Consider the following 16,767-nt stretch of genomic DNA (forward strand, 5'->3'; position numbering starts at 1 on the left):
TCATGGCTGGCACCACCACCGGAATCCCCGCCAACGTCACCCAGGGCTCCCAGACGAAGGGCGGCGTCGGCGAGTCGACGCTCCGCCCCGACGGCACCCTGAAGGTCACCGGCGAGTTCGCCTACTCCTCGGACATGTGGCACGAGGAGATGCTCTGGGGCCAGGCCCTGCGCTCCACGGTCGCGCACGCCGAGATCGTGTCCATCGACACCTCCGAGGCCCTGGCCCTCTCCGGCGTCTACGCCGTCCTCACGGCCGACGACCTGCCGGCCGCGAAGAACTACGGCATGGAGTACCAGGACACCCCCGTCCTCGCCTACGGCAAGGTCCGCCACCACGGCGAGCCGATCGCCCTCGTGGCCGCGGACCACCCGGAGACCGCGCGCCGCGCCGCCGCGAAGATCAAGATCGAGTACCGCGAGCTGCCGGTCATCACGGACGAGGCGTCCGCGACCGCCCCCGACGCGGTCCTGGTCCACGAGAACCGCGGCGACCACCACGCCGGGCACGCCCCGCACCCGAACATCGTGCACCGCCAGCCGATCATCCGCGGCGACGCCGCCGAGGCCGCCAAGAGGGCCGACGTGATCGTCAAGGGCGAGTACACCTTCGGCATGCAGGACCAGGCCTTCCTCGGCCCGGAGTCCGGCCTCGCGGTGCCCGCCGAGGACGGCGGCGTCGACCTGTACGTCGCCACCCAGTGGCTGCACTCCGACCTCAAGCAGATCGCCCCCTGCCTCGGCCTGCCCGAGGAGAAGGTGCGCATGACGATGGCCGGGGTCGGCGGCGCGTTCGGCGGCCGCGAGGACATCTCGATGCAGATCCTCGCCTCCGTGCTCGCGCTGCGCACCGGCAAGCCGGTGAAGATGGTCTACAACCGGTACGAGTCCTTCTTCGGCCACGTCCACCGGCACCCGGCGAAGCTGTACTACGAGCACGGCGCCACCAAGGACGGCAAGATCACGCACATGAAGTGCAAGATCGTCCTGGACGGCGGCGCCTACATGTCCTCGACCCCCTCGGTCGTCGGCAACGCCTCGTCCCTCTCGGTCGGCCCGTACGTCATCGACGACGTGGACATCGAGGCGATCGGCCTCTACACCAACAACCCGCCCTGCGGGGCGATGCGCGGCTTCGGCGCGGTCCAGGCGTGCTTCGCCTACGAGGCCCAGATGGACAAGCTGGCGGCGAAGCTGGGCATGGACCCGGTGGAGTTCCGGCAGAAGAACGCGATGGAGCAGGGCACGATCATGCCGACCGGGCAGCCGGTCGACTCGCCCGCTCCCGTCGCCGAGCTGCTTCGCCGGGTCAAGGCCCGCCCCATGCCGCCCGAGCGCCAGTGGGAGTCCAGCGAGGGCGCCGACGTCCGCGCGCTGCCCGGCGGTCTGTCCAACACCACGCACGGCGAGGGCGTCGTCCGCGGCGTCGGCTACGCGGTCGGCATCAAGAACGTCGGCTTCTCCGAGGGCTTCGACGACTACTCGACCGCGAAGATCCGCATCGAGGTCATCAACGGCGAGGCCGTGGCCACCGTGCACACCGCGGCGGCCGAGGTCGGCCAGGGCGGCGTCACCATCCACGCGCAGATCGCCCGCACCGAACTCGGCGTCCAGCAGGTCACCATCGCCCCCGCCGACACCCAGGTGGGCTCGGCCGGATCGACCTCCGCGGGCCGGCAGACGTACATGACCGGCGGCGCCATCAAGAACTCCTGCGAGATCGTCCGCGGGAAGGTCCTGGAGATCGGCCGGCGCAAGTTCGGCTCGTACCACCCGGCCTGGGCGAGCGCCGAACTCCTCCTGGAGGGCGGCAAGGTCGTCACCGACGGCGGCGAGGCCCTCGCCAGCCTCGTGGACGTCCTGGAGGACGAGGCCGTGGAGGTGGAGGAGGAGTTCAGGCACCGCCCCACCGAGGCCTTCGACCTGCGCACCGGGCAGGGCAACGGCCACGTCCAGTACGCCTTCGCCGCGCACCGCGCGGTCGTCGAGGTCGACACCGAGCTGGGCCTGGTCAAGGTCATCGAACTGGCCTGCGCCCAGGACGTCGGCAAGGCGGTCAACCCGCTCTCCGTCATCGGCCAGATCCAGGGCGGCACCACGCAGGGCCTGGGCGTCGCGGTGATGGAGGAGATCATCGTCGACCCGAAGACCGCGAAGGTGAAGAACCCCTCCTTCACGGACTACCTGCTCCCGACCATCCTCGACACCCCGACCATCCCGGTCGACTACCTGGAGCTCGCCGACCCGCACGCGCCCTACGGCGTCCGCGGCATCGGCGAGGCCCCCACCCTCTCCTCGACCCCGGCCGTCCTCGCGGCGATCCGCGCGGCCACGGGTCTGGAGCTCAACAAGACGCCGGTACGTCCCGAACACCTCACCGGCACGTAAACCCTCCGGGGTCAGCAGAAAAAGGGGAACCGGGGGACTCTCGTCCCCCGGACCCCCTCTCCTCAAGTTCGTCTCGGGCCGTCCCCCGGGTCGTGCAGCCCACGCACCATCCCAAATCCCGCAGCTCTGCGGGTGCCCCTGTGAACCTTGGGAGTAGGCACCATGACCCAGCAATCAGTGGAGCCCAAGACCACCGCGGAGGACGCGGGCCCCGGCTCGCGCGTCCCCGCGGGACGGTCTTGGCTCGACCGGTACTTCCACATATCCCTCAGAGGATCGACGGTCGCGCGTGAGGTGCGCGGCGGCATCACCACCTTCATGGCGATGGCGTACATCGTCCTGCTCAACCCGCTGATCCTGTCCGGCAAGGACGCGGCGGGCGACACGATGGGGCAGAAGGCCCTCATCACCGCGACGGCCTTCGCCGCGGCCGTCACCACCCTGCTCATGGGCTTCGTCGGCAAGGTGCCGCTGGCCCTGGCCGCCGGGCTCTCCGTGTCCGGCGTCATCGCCTCCCAGGTCGCGCCCGAGATGACCTGGCCGCAGGCCATGGGCATGTGCGTGATGTACGGCGTGGTGATCATGCTCCTGGTCGTCACCGGGCTCCGCGAGATGATCATGAACGCGATACCGCTCGCGCTCAAGCACGGCATCACCATGGGCATCGGCCTGTTCATCGCCATCATCGGCCTGGTCAAGGGCGGCTTCGTCCACCAGGGCAAGGCCACCCCGCTGACCCTCGGCCCGGCCGGCGAGCTCCAGGGCTGGCCCGTCCTGCTCTTCGCCGGCACCCTGCTCCTGATCTTCATGCTGCAGGCCCGCAACACCCCCGGCGCCATCCTGATCGGCATCATCACCGGCACCGTCGTCGCCGTCGCCCTGAACGCGATGGACGTCATCAACCCCAAGCAGTGGGCCAACGGCGCCCCCGAGCTGCACGGCAGCGCGGTCTCCACGCCCGACTTCTCGCTCTTCGGGGACGTCGAGTTCGGCGGCTGGGGCGAGGTCGGCGCGATGACGGTCGGCATGATCGTCTTCACCCTGGTGCTCGCGGGCTTCTTCGACGCGATGGCGACGATCATCGGCGTCGGTACGGAGGCCAACCTGGCCGACGACAAGGGCCGCATGCCCGGCCTGTCCAAGGCGCTGTTCATCGACGGCGCCGGCGGCGCCATCGGCGGCGTGGCGGGCGGCTCAGGACAGACCGTCTTCGTCGAGTCCGCGACCGGCGTCGGCGAAGGCGCCCGTACGGGCCTCGCCTCCGTCGTGACCGGCCTGTTCTTCGCGGCCTGCCTGTTCTTCACGCCCGTGACCGCGATCGTCCCGCAGGAGGTCGCGTCCGCCGCGCTCGTCGTCATCGGAGCGATGATGATGATGAACGCACGGCACGTCGACTGGGCCGACCGCGCCACCGCGATCCCGGTGTTCCTGACCGTGGTCCTGATGCCCTTCACGTACACCATCACCACCGGTGTCGCGGCGGGTGTCATCTCCTGGGTCGCCATCAAGATCGCGCAGGGCAAGGCACGGGAGATCGGGGCCTTCATGTGGGGCCTGACCCTGATCTTCATCGTGTACTTCGCCCTCAGCCCCATCGAAAGCTGGATGGGCGTCCACTGAGGCGCCGCCCGCCCCGCACACGACCGTGGGGAGCCTCTCGGGGAGGCTCCGCAGAGCCCTTGAGGAGACCGACATGCTGGACATCGCCGAAGAGCTGAACCGGTGGGTCGAGCAGGGACGTGACTTCGCCGTCGCCACCGTCGTGGCCGTCGGCGGGAGCGCGCCCCGGCAGCCCGGTGCCGCCCTCGCCGTCGACAGCGACGGCACGGCGATCGGGTCGGTCTCCGGGGGCTGTGTGGAGGGAGCGGTGTACGAGCTGTGCCGACAGGCGCTCGACGACGGCGAAACCGTCGTCGAACGCTTCGGCTACAGCGACGACGACGCCTTCGCCGTGGGCCTGACCTGCGGCGGAGTCATCGACATCATGGTGGCGCCGGTCCGCGCGGACTCTCCCGCGCGGCCGGTGTACGCCGCGGCCCTCGCCGCCGCGGCCCGGGGCGAGGCGGCCGCCGTCGCCCGGATCACCGAAGGCCCCGCCGAGCTGATGGGGCAGGTCCTGCTCGTCCGCGCGGACGCCGGAACCGGGGCCGAGGGGGCCGCGCACGGCGACGGGCCCCCGGACGAGGTCGCGCCGGACGCCGCCGTCCGCTACGAGGGCGGCCTCGGCGGGCACCCCGAGCTGGACCGGACCGTGGCGGGCGAGGCACGTGCCCTCCTGGACGCGGGCCGCACCGGGACCGTCGCGATCGGCGCGGACGGCTCGCGCTGCGGGCAGCCCCTGACCGTCCTCGTCGAGTCCTCCGTACCGCCGCCCCGGATGATCGTCTTCGGGGCCATCGACTTCGCCTCCGCCCTCGTCCGCGTCGGCAAGTTCCTCGGCTACCACGTCACCGTCTGCGACGCCCGGTCCGTCTTCGCCACGCCCGCCCGCTTCCCCGACGCCGACGAGATCGTCGTCGCGTGGCCGCACGAGTACCTGGAGCGCACCGACGTCGACGGCCGCACCGTCCTGTGCGTCCTCACGCACGACGCCAAGTTCGACGTGCCGCTGCTGCGGCTCGCGCTGCGGCTTCCGGTGGCCTACGTCGGCGCCATGGGCTCGCGCCGCACCCACCAGGACCGCAACCGGCGCCTGCGGGAAGTCGGCGTCACCGAGCTGGAGCTGGCCCGCCTCCGCTCACCCATCGGGCTCGATCTCGGGGCGCGCACGCCGGAGGAGACGGCGTTGTCGATCGCCGCGGAGATCGTCGCCTCGCGGCGGGGTGGGAGCGGGGTCTCGCTCACCGGGGCGCACACGCCCATCCACCATGAGGGAACGCGGAAGGTGGGCGGGCGGATCGGGTCGGTCGCCTGAGGTCGGACCCGGTCGGTGCCCCCGGACGGGGTTGCTGTTCATCGCGCTGCGCGCTCGTCCTCAATCGCCGGACGGGCTCAGCCCCCGGAACGTGAAGTGCACCCCGGTCAGGTCCTCCGACAAGGTCCAGAGGCGGGTCGCGGTCTCGGGTTTCGTCGCTTCGGGGGAGAGGCGGACCCGCTTGGGGGCGCCGCGCAGTTCCGCCGGGCCGTCGGGGCCGATGAAGTCGCCGCCCTGGGCCTCCGGGGCCGTGGCCGCGTAGAGCTGGGGGAGGGCGCCCCGGTCGGCGGACTGGGCCAGGGGCTTGAGGAGGCGGCCGAAGAGGAACTTGACCAGGCCGGTCGGGGCGGCCGTCTGGAGGTTGGTGGCGGTGTAGCCGGGGTGGGCGAGGAGGCTGCGGACGGGGCTCGCCGCCTCGGTCAGACGGCGGTGGAGCTCGTGGCCGAAGACGGCGTTGGCCAGCTTGGACTGGTTGTAGAACGCCATGGGGGAGTACGTCCGCTCGCCGGCGAGGTCGTCGAAGGCGAGGCGGCCCTGCCGGTGGTTGGTGGAAGTCACCGTGACCACACGGGAGTCCGGCGTCGCCGCCAGCAGGTCGAGCAGTAGCCCTGTGAGCGCGAAGTGGCCCAAGTGGTTGGCGGCGAACTGCAATTCGTGGCCCTGCGCGCTGAGCGTCCGGGGCGGGGCCATCACGCCCGCGTTGTTGACGAGGCCGTCCAGGCCGGTGCGGTCGGCGTGCAGGGCGGCGGCGAAGGCGCGCACCGAGTCGAGGTCGGCCAGGTCGAGGGGGCGTACCTCCAGGGTCGCGTCCGGCCGGTCGGCGGTGATGTCGGCGGCGGCGCGGTGGCCCTTCGCCTCGTCCCGCACCGCGAGGACCACGTGCGCGCCCCGGTGGGCGAGGGCGCGGGCGGTCGCGAGGCCGAGGCCGCTGTTGGCGCCGGTGACGACGTACGTCCGGCCGGTCAGGTCCGGTATCGAGGCGGCGTCCCAGCCGCCCTCCCCCGTCTGCTGCTGCCCGCGCTGCCCGTACTGCTGGCTCTGCTGCTGCGTCATGCGGCACATGCTGCCTCGCATGACACCGAGTGTCAACGCGCTATCGAGTGCCATGCGAGGCATCGCATGTAACATGACGGGGTGAGTTCTCGCCGTGAAATCAGCCTGGCCGAGCGCAAGCGTCAGCTCGTCGCGGACGAATTGACCGAAGCGGCGCTGCAGTTGCTCGCCCTGAAGGGGTTCGACGCCGTCACCGTCGACGAGATCGTGGGCGCGGCCGGCGTCTCCAAGCGGACGTTCTTCCGGTACTTCGCGTCCAAGGAGGACGTCGTCGTCCAGTTCCTCGCGGACATGGGCACCGGCATGTGCGCCGAGCTGGCCGCCCGGCCCGCCGGGGAGCGGCCCTCCGAGGCGCTGCGGCACGCCGTCTGGGTCCCCCTCGGCGAGTGCGCCGACCACTCCGAGCGGGCACTGCGCGTGGTCCGGCTGATCCTCGGGACGCCCGCGCTGCTCGCCCGCTTCCTGGAGCGGCAGGCGCAGTGGCGCGACGACCTGGCGGCGGAACTGGCCCGCCGCGAGGGCCTCGACGACGCGACCGGGCTGTACCCGCGCCTGGCCGCCGGGATGGCCCTGAACGCCTTCGACACCGTGCTGCACCGCTGGAGCGGCAGCGAGGGCAAGGAGGACCCGGCGGGCCTGACGGACGGGGCGTTCGCCGTCATCGCCCCCGCCCTGGACGCGGGGGTCCCGCGGGGCTGACGGGGGCCGTGGGAGCCCTGGTCCCGCGGGGCCGGTGCGCGGGGGTGCGCGAGCCCCGCGCGGGGTGCCCGCGCCCTTCCGTGGGGCTCGGCGGCTCGGGCACCATGAGGAGGATGGAGCGGCAACAGCACGCCAGGCTCGACGAGTTGATGCGCGACCCCTACCCGCTGTACGCGCGCGCCCGGCGTGCCGAAGGGCTCACCTACGTGCCCGAGCTGCAGGCCTGGCTGGTCGCCAGGGACGCCGACGTCCGTGAGGTGCTGCGCAGGCCGGACGTGTTCTCGTCGGCCAACGCGGTGCGCCCGGACACCGTCCCCGCGCCCGCGGCCCTCGCCGTCCTCAGCCAGGGCCAGGACCGGAGCGGCGGCCCCCGCCGCCGCGTCGTCGTCACCGCCGACGGCCCGGCGCACCAGCGCCTGCGCGCACCCCTCGTCCGCGGCCTCTCACCGGCCCGGGTGGCCGCCGTCCTGCCGTACGTGACCGAGCGGGCGACGGCCCTGGTCGACGCGCTCGCGGCGGCGGGGCCCGGCGCGCGGGGCGGGCCGCGCGTGGACGTGATGGAGGCGTACGCCCTGCGGCTGCCGGGGCAGGTCATCGGGCGGGTCCTCGGCTTCGACCCCGAGGACGTGCCGGTGGTCGTGCGCGGCGGCCACAGCTCCGAACAGCTGCTGTTCCGGCCGCTCCCGGAGGACGAGCAGATCGCGGCGGCCCACGACACGGTGGCGCTGCGACGGCTCCTGGAGGGCTACGTACAGGACCGGCACGCCGCGCCCCGCGACGACCTGTGCAGCGAGATGGTCACCTCGCTCGTCCCCGACGACGGGGAACCCGACGAGGCCGACCCCGAGGCCGACGGCGCGGGCCCCGCGCTGACCCTCGGGCAGCGCGCCGAGCTGGTCGCGCACCTGCACAACTTCCTGCTCGCCGGGCACCTGACCACCACGGCGCTGATCGGCACGACCCTGCTGCACCTGCTGCGCCACCCCGCGCAGTGGAAGCTGGTGTGCGAGGAACCGGAGCGCATCCCGGCCGCCATCGAGGAGGCGGCCCGCTACGACACCGCGCTCCAGGGCTTCCGCCGCGTCACCACCCGCGCCGTCACCCTCGCGGGCACCGAGCTCCCCGCGGGCGCCGAGGTCCTGGTCGGCTTCGGCTCGGCGGGGCGCGACGCGGGGCGGTACGAACGGCCCGACGTGTTCGACATCACCCGCACCCCGGTCGCCCGGCACGTCGCCTTCGGCCTCGGCGCGCACGGCTGCCCCGGCGCCCAGCTCGCCCGCGAGCAGCTGCGCGTGACCCTGGAGCTGTTCACGGGGCGCTTCCCGGGCCTCAGGCTCGCCTCGGACGGGCCGCCGGTGCGGATGCGTCCGACGCTGATACACCGGGCACCGGAGGCGCTGTACGTGGAGTGGTGACGGCGCTTCCCCGCGCCCAGGACCCGCTGCCGCGCCCTGCCTCGCCACCCGCCGCCCACGGCTCCTAGCGGTAGACCTTCCCCGGCTCCGCCTTGCCCGGCGCGAGCAGCTGCGGCACGGTCACGAACACGTACCCGCGCTGCTTCAGCGCGTCGATGATGCCGGGCACGGCGGGCACGGTGCCCTTGTAGATGTCGTGCAGCAGGATGATCCCGTCGCGGCTGGACTGCTCGAGGACCCGCTTCTCTATGAGGGCGGAGTCGTTCGTGGTGTAGTCCTTGGCCGTCACCGTCCAGAGGATCTCGGAGAGCCCGAGCTCGCGGGAGAGCTTGTTGACGGTGTCGTTGGTGCGGCCCTGCGGCGGGCGCATGAGCGTCGGCTTCTTGCCTATGAGCTTCTCGATCGCCTTGTTGGGGCGCTCCAGCTCGGCGCGCGCCTCCTTGGCGTCGATCTTGGTGAGGATCTTGTGCGACCACGTGTGGCTCGCGACCTCGTGCCCCTCGGCGTCCATCTGCTTGACCAGCTCGGGGTACTTCACGATGTGGTTCTTGCCGAGCGTGAAGAAGGTCGCGGGCACGGCCTTCTCCTTGAGGATCTTCAGCAGCCGCGGTGTGTTCTCGCTGGGCCCCGCGTCGAAGGTCAGCGCGATGCACTTGGCCTTGCGGCAGTCCACGGTCCCGAACGTGCCCTGATCGGCGGGCTTCGCGTCCGCCGCGTCCTTGCGGACGGTGCTCGGGGACACGGTGTCCAGCTTCGTGCAGCCGGACAGGGCCACGCTCACGGCGAGCGTGGCCAGCCCGAGAAAGACGGCGCGCGGGCGCAACCTGGTCGCGGGCTTCCGCATCTTGTGTATGGCAGGCATGCGGGAACTATACGCAGGGTGTATAGCTGGGGTGTCCAGGGGGCTGACGTGGGCGGACTCCCACGTCAGGCGCCCCCGGGGGCCGGGTGAGGGGTCAGGTCCTGCTGCCGTCGGAGCGCCCGAACATCTCGATCTCGGCGATGGCCACCTGCTTCTTCGCGGACGCGGCGTGGGCCGACTCGATCGTGAAACGGACCTTGGTGACCTCGCCGACGCGGAAGGCGCGGCGCTGGCCGCCCGCGCCCGGGTCCAGGGTGAGGTCGCGGGTCGTCGTGCTGCCGTCGTTCTTGGTGATCGTCGCCTTGACGCGGTGCGGCAGCGCCGACTCGTCGAGCTTGTCGGCGCGGGTCGAGACCCCCGGCGTGATGATGAGGTCGAGCAGCCGCGTCGGCCGCGCGAACCCCACCTCGATCCACTCGCCCTGGCCCGACTGCACCACCCCCGGCCCCCACCAGGTGTTGTTCAGCTTGTCGAACGCAAGCTTCGCGGGGTGGCCCGTGTACGCCCGGGACGCCTTGATCTGGTCCGGCTCGACCGGGGCGCGCTTGGCGAAGTGGTCACGCGTGGCGTTGTAGCCGTCGGGGATGTACACCGCGCCGAGGATGAGCAGCGTCACGACCACGACGGCGGTGACCCAGGTGCCGACCCGGTCGAACACCCGGCGCAGCCGGGGCCGCTCGCCCGCCCAGGGCGCCTCGTCGCTGCCCGGCCCGAACAGGCGCCGCCACCACGGGAGATGTCCGGGCGGGGTGGGGCGTGCCCCGTTCTCCGCGAGCGGCATCGCGCACCGGCCGCAGAAGTGGCGGTCGGGGCGGTTCGGGGTGGCGCACCACGGGCAGGCCGGGCCGTACGGCTCCTGCAGGTGCGGGCCGGGGGCGCGCACCTGGGGGCGGGCCGCGTCCGGGCGTCCGGGCAGGACGGGGGCCACGGCCGGGGTCGGCGCGGGCCGGGCGGGCTCCGGGTCCGAGACGGGGACGAGGAGGGAACGGGCCCGGTCGTCGGGTATGGGTGCGCCTGGTGCGTGGTACGCGTTCGGTGCGTCGGGCGAGTAGTACGGGTCGGGTGGGCGGTGCGCGTCGGGCGAGCCGTACGCGTCGGGTGGCGTGGGCTGTACGGGGGCCGCCGGGGGGTAGCCGTCCGGGGCGGGCTGCGCCGGGGGGTTGGGGACCGTGTCCGTCAGGTCCGGGGAACCGGGGGCGGGGTGGGGCGCGGCGGCCGTCCTCGTCGCGCCCGACGGGCCGAGGCCGGTGCCTTCGGGGCGGGAGAAGGCGTCCCAGCCGGTGTCGGCCCTGGAGCCGGGGGCCGGGCCCGGGCGCGAGGCCGGTCCGGAGCCGGGGGCCGAGCCGGATCCGGGGGCCGAGCCGGACCCCGCCATCGAGCCCGCCGCCGAAGCCGCACCGGCTCCTGCACCGCCCCCTGCACCAGCTCCTGCCCCGGAGACGGACCCCGAGCCCGGCCCGAAGGCGGACCCCGAGCCCGGCCCGAAGGCGGACCCCGAGCCCGGCCCGAAGGCGGACCCCGAGCCCGCCCCGGAGACCGAGCCCGAGCCCGCCCCGGAGACCGAGCCCGAGCCCGCCCCGGAGGCGGACCCCGAAACGGCCCCGCCCCCCGAAGCCCCCGAAGCGCCCGAAGCCCCGCTCCGCGCCCCCGCCGCGTCCCAGCGGAGCACGGCCCCGCAGGAGTCGCAGAACGACTGACCGGGTTCCGCGCGGGTGTCGCACTCGGCGCAGTTCTGCGTGGTCATCTCTGCTGGGTCCTTTCGACGGCCGTCACGGTGACGGTGTAGGGCATGTGCGCGGGGCGGGCGGCGGCCACGAGGGTGTCCAGGCGGTGGGTGTCCGCCGGGGTCGGCTCGGGCAGCCGCAGGGTGACGTGGAGGTGGGGGCGTGGCGTGCCGGGGACGGGGCCGCGGGGGCGTGCGCTCCAGGCGGCGCCCCCGCTCTCCGTGATCTCCGGCTCGACGCCGAACGCGAGCCGTACCGCTTCGGACAGGCCGCGCCGGGTGCCGCGGACGCGGTGCAGGGTGGCCGCCGCGGCCACGGCGGCCCGCAGCCGCCGCTCGGGTTCGGTGCCGTCGGTCTCCGCACCCACCCAGGTGCTCAGCCACTGGGCGAAGTCGATGGGGGTGAGCGCCGGGTCGAAGTAGGCGTCCAGGCAGTCGAGTACGTTCAGGATCGGCGCGAGGACGTCGTCGAGCCCGCCGACGAAGCGCTGCGCGAGATCGTCGTCGGCGAAGACGGCGGGGAGCATCATGCCGATGGGCGCCGAGGAGCCGAGGCCGTCGACGGAACCTCTCATCGCGGGCCTCCCCTGCGAGGCGGAGTCGTCATGCGGCGTCCCCGATCACGCGGACGCGGTGGTCGAAGGAGAAGACCAGCGCGGTCGGCTCCAGGTCGATGCGGTCGGTCGGGTCGCCGCGCTTGCCGGTGAGCGGGTCGGCCGGGTGCAGGACGACCTCGTCGACCAGCTCCACGCCGGGCACCCGCTGGAGCACGGCGAAGACCTCGCCCGCCTGGACCGGGCGCCCGAACGGCCAGCCGCGGCCGTCGGCACCCCCGGTGAGCGGGTCGAGGTGGCGGTAGAGCGCGTCGTGGGCCGCGCGGCGCACCCGGTCGGTCTCCACGCCGCGGAAGGCGTGCACCGTGGCCACCACGGTGACGCCCTGGTAGTAGGGCGGGCCCACGGCGAGCCGGGTGCCGATGAGGCGACGCTCGTCGAGGTGGCGGGTGACGCGGTCGAGCAGCGCGTCCCCGGGGACGAGTTGCTCGAAGCGCAGCCGGCCGCCGGGGTCGGGCACGGCCTGCGGCACCACGAGGACCCGCACCGCGTACGCGCCGACCTCGTCGGTGGCGCCCTCCAGGCAGGTGATGCGGGCGGTCTCGGGGGCGGCGCGGCGGGCCAGTTCCTCGTAGTCGCGCAGGGTCACGGCACGCTCCTGGGCGCGCAGCGTGATCGGGGCCCGGACCTTCGCCTCCTCGACGGTCTCGCCGTCGACCCCGCCGTGCGCGGCCTCGCGGTTGACGACCTCGGTGATGAACGGGATGGAGGTGCGCAGGACGCTGATCGCGCCGCGGGCCACGTTGCCCGCCCTGCCGCCGCCGGTGCGGTAGCGGCGGGCGCGGACGACGGAGCCCTTGGGGGCGACCATCCCGTACTGGCGCAGGGAGCCGTCGGGTTCGCGGACGGCGGGGCCGAAGGCGAGGTCGCCGGTGGCCGCGTCGAGGGTGATGTGCCGGTCGTCGGGGCGGGACTCGGAGAAGTGCGGGACGACCCGCCAGTCCTCCCAGCCGTCGTGCTCGGCGGTCTGCAGGAGCACCGGCGGGTCATCGCCGACCACCGGCGCGTGCGCGAGCCGAAGCCGCTGCCCGGGCAGCCCGCTGGACTCGCCGAGCGCCTCGTCGTACACCGTCTCCGCGTGCACGACGCGCGTGGTGCCGCCGACCGTGCAGACGTCGGCGGCGCGCACGGTCGGCGACGTGGTGTAGAAGGGCTGGCCGGGCAGCGGGTCGGTGACGCGGCAGCGCAGCCAGCCGCCCTCGTGGCCGCCGCTGCGGGACAGGACGTGGCCGCCGGGCACGTGCAGGACGACCTCGCCGGGCCGGTTCAGGCCGCCGGTGCCGTCGCGGTGGACCTCGCACGGCCGCCAGCCGTCCGCAGTCCAGGCCTCCCACACCAGCGGCGGCTGCCGGGGGTCGACGCCGACGCCGTCGACGCGGCTGTCCAGTTCGAGGGCGACCGCGCAGTCGGGGACGGCCGCGGTCAGGCCGAACAGCAGACAGTCGCCGGGGCGCGGGGCCGCCGTGAAGCACAGGACGTCGCCGCCCTCGGCGAGTTCGGTGGTGCGGTCCGCGACGGGCTCGCCCCGCGGCTGCGTCAGCAGGTGCCGCAGGGCGCAGGAGACGATGCGCAGATCGCGCTCGGTGGCGAAGACGACGGCGTCCTCGGCCTCCGTGCGCAGCGTCGTCACCTCGGTGCCGACGGGCACCGCCACGGTCTCCTCGCGCGGCGCGGACAGCCAGAACGTGACGTCGGTGCGCGCGGCGACCGGCGGGAACAGCGTGATGCCGACGAGGTCGAGGAAGGCCAGATGGTTCTTCTCCGGGACCCGGTTGAGGCGGTAGACGATCTGGTCGGCCATGTGGGCGACCGTCTCGACCAGGGTGACGCCGGGGTCGGAGACGTTGTGGTCGGTCCACTCCGGCGCCCGCTCCTGGATGTAGCGCTTGGCGTCGTCGACGAACTGCTGGAAGCGGCGGTCGTCGAGGTTGGGGGAGTGCAGGGGCATCAGTGGTCGCTTTCCGGGGAGTTGCCGGGGCCGCCGGACGTCCCCGGGGCCTCCGGGTCCTCGTGGGAGGGGATGACGTAGAAGGGGAAGACGAGGCTGCGCGGGTTGTTGGTGCCGCGGATCGCGTAGCGGACGTCGATGAAGAGCACGCTCTGGTCCTCGCCCGCGGAGACCTCCACCTCGAGGACCTCGATGCGCGGCTCCCAGCGGTCCAGGCTCAGATACACCTCGTGCTGGATGCGGCCCGCGGTCTGCTCGTTGACGGGGGCGAACACCAGGTCGTGGATGGCGCAGCCGAACTCGGGGCGCATCGGCCGCTCGCCCGGCGCGGTGGCGAGGACGAGCCGGATGGCCTCCTCGATCTCGCGCTCCCCGCTGACCAGGGCGATGCCCCCGGTGGGGCCGATGCGCAGCGGGAACGCCCAGCCGGAGCCGACGAACTGTTCGGCCATCAGGAAGTCACCGGTCCTCTCCCGGGATGCGGGGTCGGGTGCGTGGTCATCAGAACGGCAGCGGTTTGCGGTTGACGAGGACAGCGCCGTTCAGCCCGATGTTCGACGAGGTCAGGGCCATCGTGGCGCCGGACGTGAGCGCCATCGCCCCAGCGGTGTTCACCGTGACCCCGCCGGGCGCGACGAGGGACGCGAGGCCGGTCGCCGTCACTTGGAAGAAGGACGTGTTGACCCGGAACCCGCCGCCGCCCGCGTTCACGTTGACCGCGCTCCCCGCCCGCAGGGAGAGCAGCCCGCCGCTCTTGATGGACAGGTTGCCCTTGGCGCTCAGCGACAGGTCCGTGCCCGCGTGCACGGACACCGAGCGGCTGCCCGTGATCGTGACCGACCCCTTGCTGTCCACCGTGATCTCGGTCTTGGCGCGGTCCAGGTGGACCTTCAACTTGCCGTCGCCCGTGCTGATCCGCACGCCCTGGTGACTGCCCACGCGCTGGCTGAGCAGGTCGACGCGGTTGCCGGTGCGGTCGGCGATGGTGTGGCGGCTGGCCTGGTTGCGCGCGCCGGAGTACAGCGGGGCGCTGTCCCGGGTCGGCTTGTTCCTGCCGTTGTAGAGCCCGCCGATCACGAAGGGGTGGTCGAGCGCGCCCCGGTCGAAGCCGACGAGGACCTCGTCGCCCACGTCCAGCGGGAAGATCCCGCCCCCGCGCTCCCCGCCGAGCTGCACCGAGCGCGTCCAGTCGCTCTCGTACGTGTCGTCGAGCCACGGGAACGTCAGCTTCACGCGGGCCTGTTCGTCCTTGGTGTCGACGGCACTGACGACGGCGTTCGCCACGCCGGGCAGCCTCGGCGCGCTGTCGGAGCCGCCCGAGGTGAGGCCGTACAGGGAACGCCACTGGCGGCCGCTGACGGTGACCCACGACTCGTAGCGCTGCCCGTTGCCGAACACGTGCCGGACGGACGTCGTCGTGTACTTGCCCTCGAAGGGCTTGCCGACGTCGCCGAGCGCGACGGGCACGCCGGGGCGCAGCTTGGGGTTGCCGTGCACGACGACCTCCAGCTCGGAGAACGACGAGGACACGTCGTCGAAGAGGGCGTCGGCGGCGTGGTCGACCTCGGCGGGCTTGTCGTAGGGCGTCGACGTCTGCACGAGCGTGGCCTTCTTGAACGCGCCCGCCGCCTCGCCCGGGGTGGCGCCGATGGCGAAGTTCGGGTTCCGCGCGGAGCGCGACGTGCCCACGATCTCCCGCGCGTTGGCGACGTCCCAGCCACGCGCCTGCACCGTGTCGACCTGGTCGGCGGCGGTCACCGCGGTCCGAAGCCGCAGGATGTCGGCGCCCGCCTTCAGGACGAAGGTGCTCTTCTTGCTGTCCGTCTTCGGCGAGGGCGCGCCCGACGACGGCTTGGGCTTCACGAAGTTGAACCTGCCGTCCGCGTCCAGGGACATCACCATCTTGTTCTCGTCCGCGAGCCGCGCGATGAAGTCCCAGTCGGTGACGTTGGCCTGGCTGATGAACTCGTAGCGCCCGCCGGACGATTCGATCCTGCCGACCGGCACCCCCGCGAGACCGGCGAGGCGCCGGGCGATCGAGGACGCCGTCTCGTTCGTGTACGCGGCCACGCGGCGCTGGCGCAGGAAGCGGTGCCCGTAGTCGTAGCCGCGGATGACGGTGTAGGAGCCGGTGCCGTCGTAGTCGGCCTCGAGCGCGGTGACCTCGCCGGTGAGCAGCGGATCGCCGGTGCCCTTGCCGTCCGCGACCGGCGTGAGCACCACCTTCGTGCCGAACTCGACGCCGAGCAGGCCGAGGACCTTGTGGTGGGGGTCGCGGAAGGTGAGGCGGAACGCGGCCGGCACCCCCGCGCCCTGGTCGACCCAGCCGTCGACGAGCATCAGGGCGACCTTCCGGGGCAGTTCGGCGCCGCCGATCCTGACGTCGAGGACGCTGGAGAACGCGGTCTGTGCCATCAGCGCCGCACCTCCTGCGGTGCGGGAAGCACCAGTTCGGTGCCCGTCGTCAGACGGGACGGATCGTCGATCCCGTTGGCGTCGGCGATGGTCCGCCACACCGTGGCGTCGCCGTACTCGCGCCAGGCCAGGGACTGCAGCGAGTCGCCCGCGACGACCCGGTGCACGCGCTGCGCGGTGAGCGCGCCCGACGTCGGGTTCTGCCCCATGGGCTCGCCCGGGATCTCGTGCAATTGCAGCTGACAGGTGGCCCGGATGGGGACGCCCGTGGTGCTGAACAGGGTGTACGAGGCCTGCACGGAGCTGACGTACGCGGTGAACCGGGCGGTGGCGAACGACCCCCACTGGAGGACCACCCACGGCGGCGACGGCTGGTCGGCGTCCTTGCTCTTCGCCGTCACGCTGCAGCAGTCGAGCAGCGCCTCCACCTTCTTCAGGACCGTCTTGCCGGTGGGCTTGGCGGAGGAGTCGAGGAACACCTCCACGCTCATCTCGCGCGGCTCGGCGCCCATGAACTCCGGTATGGCGCCGTCCCGTTCGGCCGCCGTCGGCGTCACCGTCCACTGGGCGCGGCGGCCGATGGTCAGCTGCGCCGGATTGAACTCGAAGTCGAACGTCCTCATGAGCGACCCCGGTGTGGTGCTGGTGCCGACGGGCGGCTCATGGATGGCGAGACTGGCGCGCACGAGGCTCTTGCCCGCGCCTTTGCTCTTGGGCATGTGCTTGTCCCCCGCTCC

At 73.0% G+C, this 16,767-nt stretch carries 13 protein-coding genes; 5 read left to right on the forward strand and 8 right to left on the reverse strand.

The genetic code is table 11. From position 1 onward, the window contains the following. Positions 1–2: 2 nt before the first annotated feature. The 3 genes from AB6L24_RS36115 (at position 3) to AB6L24_RS36125 (ending at position 5,301) form a co-directional block, all read left to right on the forward strand. Positions 3–2,387: a xanthine dehydrogenase family protein molybdopterin-binding subunit gene (locus tag AB6L24_RS36115; protein WP_405662553.1), complete on the forward strand. Its 2,385-nt coding sequence runs from the start codon at positions 3–5 to the stop codon at positions 2,385–2,387. 162 nt (positions 2,388–2,549) lie between these two features. Beyond that, positions 2,550–4,007, forward strand: coding sequence for an NCS2 family permease (locus AB6L24_RS36120; RefSeq protein WP_380856447.1), 1,458 nt, complete (start codon positions 2,550–2,552; stop codon positions 4,005–4,007). A gap of 73 nt (positions 4,008–4,080) precedes the next feature. Next, entirely contained in the window at positions 4,081–5,301 is a 1,221-nt protein-coding gene (locus AB6L24_RS36125) for an XdhC family protein (RefSeq protein ID WP_405662556.1), read from the forward strand. A gap of 60 nt (positions 5,302–5,361) precedes the next feature. On the opposite strand, the gene AB6L24_RS36130 is transcribed toward AB6L24_RS36125, so the two are convergent. Beyond that, complete coding sequence (locus AB6L24_RS36130; protein WP_405662558.1) at positions 5,362–6,354, reverse strand: oxidoreductase; 993 nt, start codon at positions 6,352–6,354, stop codon at positions 5,362–5,364. 99 nt (positions 6,355–6,453) lie between these two features. Between AB6L24_RS36130 and AB6L24_RS36135 the strand changes: the two genes are divergently transcribed. Further along, a complete protein-coding gene (locus AB6L24_RS36135) occupies positions 6,454–7,053 on the forward strand; it encodes a TetR family transcriptional regulator (RefSeq protein ID WP_405663571.1) in 600 nt (199 codons plus the stop codon). A 113-nt stretch (positions 7,054–7,166) separates the two neighbouring features. Further along, positions 7,167–8,468: a cytochrome P450 gene (locus AB6L24_RS36140; RefSeq protein WP_405662561.1), complete on the forward strand. Its 1,302-nt coding sequence runs from the start codon at positions 7,167–7,169 to the stop codon at positions 8,466–8,468. 64 nt (positions 8,469–8,532) lie between these two features. Here the strand turns inward: AB6L24_RS36140 and AB6L24_RS36145 are convergent, their stop codons facing one another. The 7 genes from AB6L24_RS36145 to AB6L24_RS36175 form a co-directional block, all read right to left on the reverse strand. After that, a complete protein-coding gene (locus tag AB6L24_RS36145; RefSeq protein ID WP_405663573.1) occupies positions 8,533–9,312 on the reverse strand; it encodes a polysaccharide deacetylase family protein in 780 nt (259 codons plus the stop codon). A 112-nt stretch (positions 9,313–9,424) separates the two neighbouring features. Next, positions 9,425–11,074 (reverse strand): NADase-type glycan-binding domain-containing protein, encoded by a 1,650-nt coding sequence (locus AB6L24_RS36150; RefSeq protein ID WP_405662564.1) that lies wholly within the window; start codon positions 11,072–11,074, stop codon positions 9,425–9,427. Continuing rightward, the gene (locus AB6L24_RS36155) at positions 11,071–11,628 is read right to left on the reverse strand and encodes a phage tail protein (protein WP_405662566.1); all 558 of its coding nucleotides are present in this window, start codon (positions 11,626–11,628) and stop codon (positions 11,071–11,073) included. Before AB6L24_RS36155 ends, AB6L24_RS36150 begins: the two co-directional genes overlap by 4 nt. Positions 11,629–11,656: 28 nt before the next feature. After that, positions 11,657–13,615, reverse strand: coding sequence for a putative baseplate assembly protein (locus tag AB6L24_RS36160; RefSeq protein WP_405662568.1), 1,959 nt, complete (start codon positions 13,613–13,615; stop codon positions 11,657–11,659). Next, positions 13,615–14,067 carry a GPW/gp25 family protein gene (locus tag AB6L24_RS36165; RefSeq protein ID WP_405662569.1) on the reverse strand — a complete coding sequence of 151 codons (453 nt, stop codon included), beginning with the start codon at positions 14,065–14,067 and terminating at the stop codon, positions 13,615–13,617. The genes AB6L24_RS36160 and AB6L24_RS36165 overlap by 1 nt, the downstream gene beginning before the upstream one ends. A gap of 49 nt (positions 14,068–14,116) precedes the next feature. Next, entirely contained in the window at positions 14,117–16,030 is a 1,914-nt protein-coding gene (locus AB6L24_RS36170) for a VgrG-related protein (RefSeq protein ID WP_405662571.1), read from the reverse strand. Continuing rightward, a complete protein-coding gene (locus tag AB6L24_RS36175; RefSeq protein WP_405662573.1) occupies positions 16,030–16,749 on the reverse strand; it encodes a LysM peptidoglycan-binding domain-containing protein in 720 nt (239 codons plus the stop codon). Before AB6L24_RS36175 ends, AB6L24_RS36170 begins: the two co-directional genes overlap by 1 nt. Between the last annotated feature and the right edge of the window lie 18 nt (positions 16,750–16,767).

It is taken from the genome of Streptomyces sp. RK9 (assembly GCF_045070545.1).
Classification (GTDB): domain Bacteria; phylum Actinomycetota; class Actinomycetes; order Streptomycetales; family Streptomycetaceae; genus Streptomyces; species Streptomyces alboflavus.

Coding starts and splice junctions, on each gene's coding strand:
- AB6L24_RS36115 (WP_405662553.1), top strand. CDS start 3: ATGGCTGGCACCACCACCGGAATCCCCGCCAACGTCACCCAGGGCTCC.
- AB6L24_RS36120 (WP_380856447.1), top strand. CDS start 2,550: ATGACCCAGCAATCAGTGGAGCCCAAGACCACCGCGGAGGACGCGGGC.
- AB6L24_RS36125 (WP_405662556.1), top strand. CDS start 4,081: ATGCTGGACATCGCCGAAGAGCTGAACCGGTGGGTCGAGCAGGGACGT.
- AB6L24_RS36130 (WP_405662558.1), bottom strand. CDS start 6,354: ATGACGCAGCAGCAGAGCCAGCAGTACGGGCAGCGCGGGCAGCAGCAG.
- AB6L24_RS36140 (WP_405662561.1), top strand. CDS start 7,167: ATGGAGCGGCAACAGCACGCCAGGCTCGACGAGTTGATGCGCGACCCC.
- AB6L24_RS36145 (WP_405663573.1), bottom strand. CDS start 9,312: ATGCGGAAGCCCGCGACCAGGTTGCGCCCGCGCGCCGTCTTTCTCGGG.
- AB6L24_RS36150 (WP_405662564.1), bottom strand. CDS start 11,074: ATGACCACGCAGAACTGCGCCGAGTGCGACACCCGCGCGGAACCCGGT.
- AB6L24_RS36155 (WP_405662566.1), bottom strand. CDS start 11,628: ATGAGAGGTTCCGTCGACGGCCTCGGCTCCTCGGCGCCCATCGGCATG.
- AB6L24_RS36160 (WP_405662568.1), bottom strand. CDS start 13,615: ATGCCCCTGCACTCCCCCAACCTCGACGACCGCCGCTTCCAGCAGTTC.
- AB6L24_RS36165 (WP_405662569.1), bottom strand. CDS start 14,067: ATGGCCGAACAGTTCGTCGGCTCCGGCTGGGCGTTCCCGCTGCGCATC.
- AB6L24_RS36170 (WP_405662571.1), bottom strand. CDS start 16,030: ATGGCACAGACCGCGTTCTCCAGCGTCCTCGACGTCAGGATCGGCGGC.
- AB6L24_RS36175 (WP_405662573.1), bottom strand. CDS start 16,749: ATGCCCAAGAGCAAAGGCGCGGGCAAGAGCCTCGTGCGCGCCAGTCTC.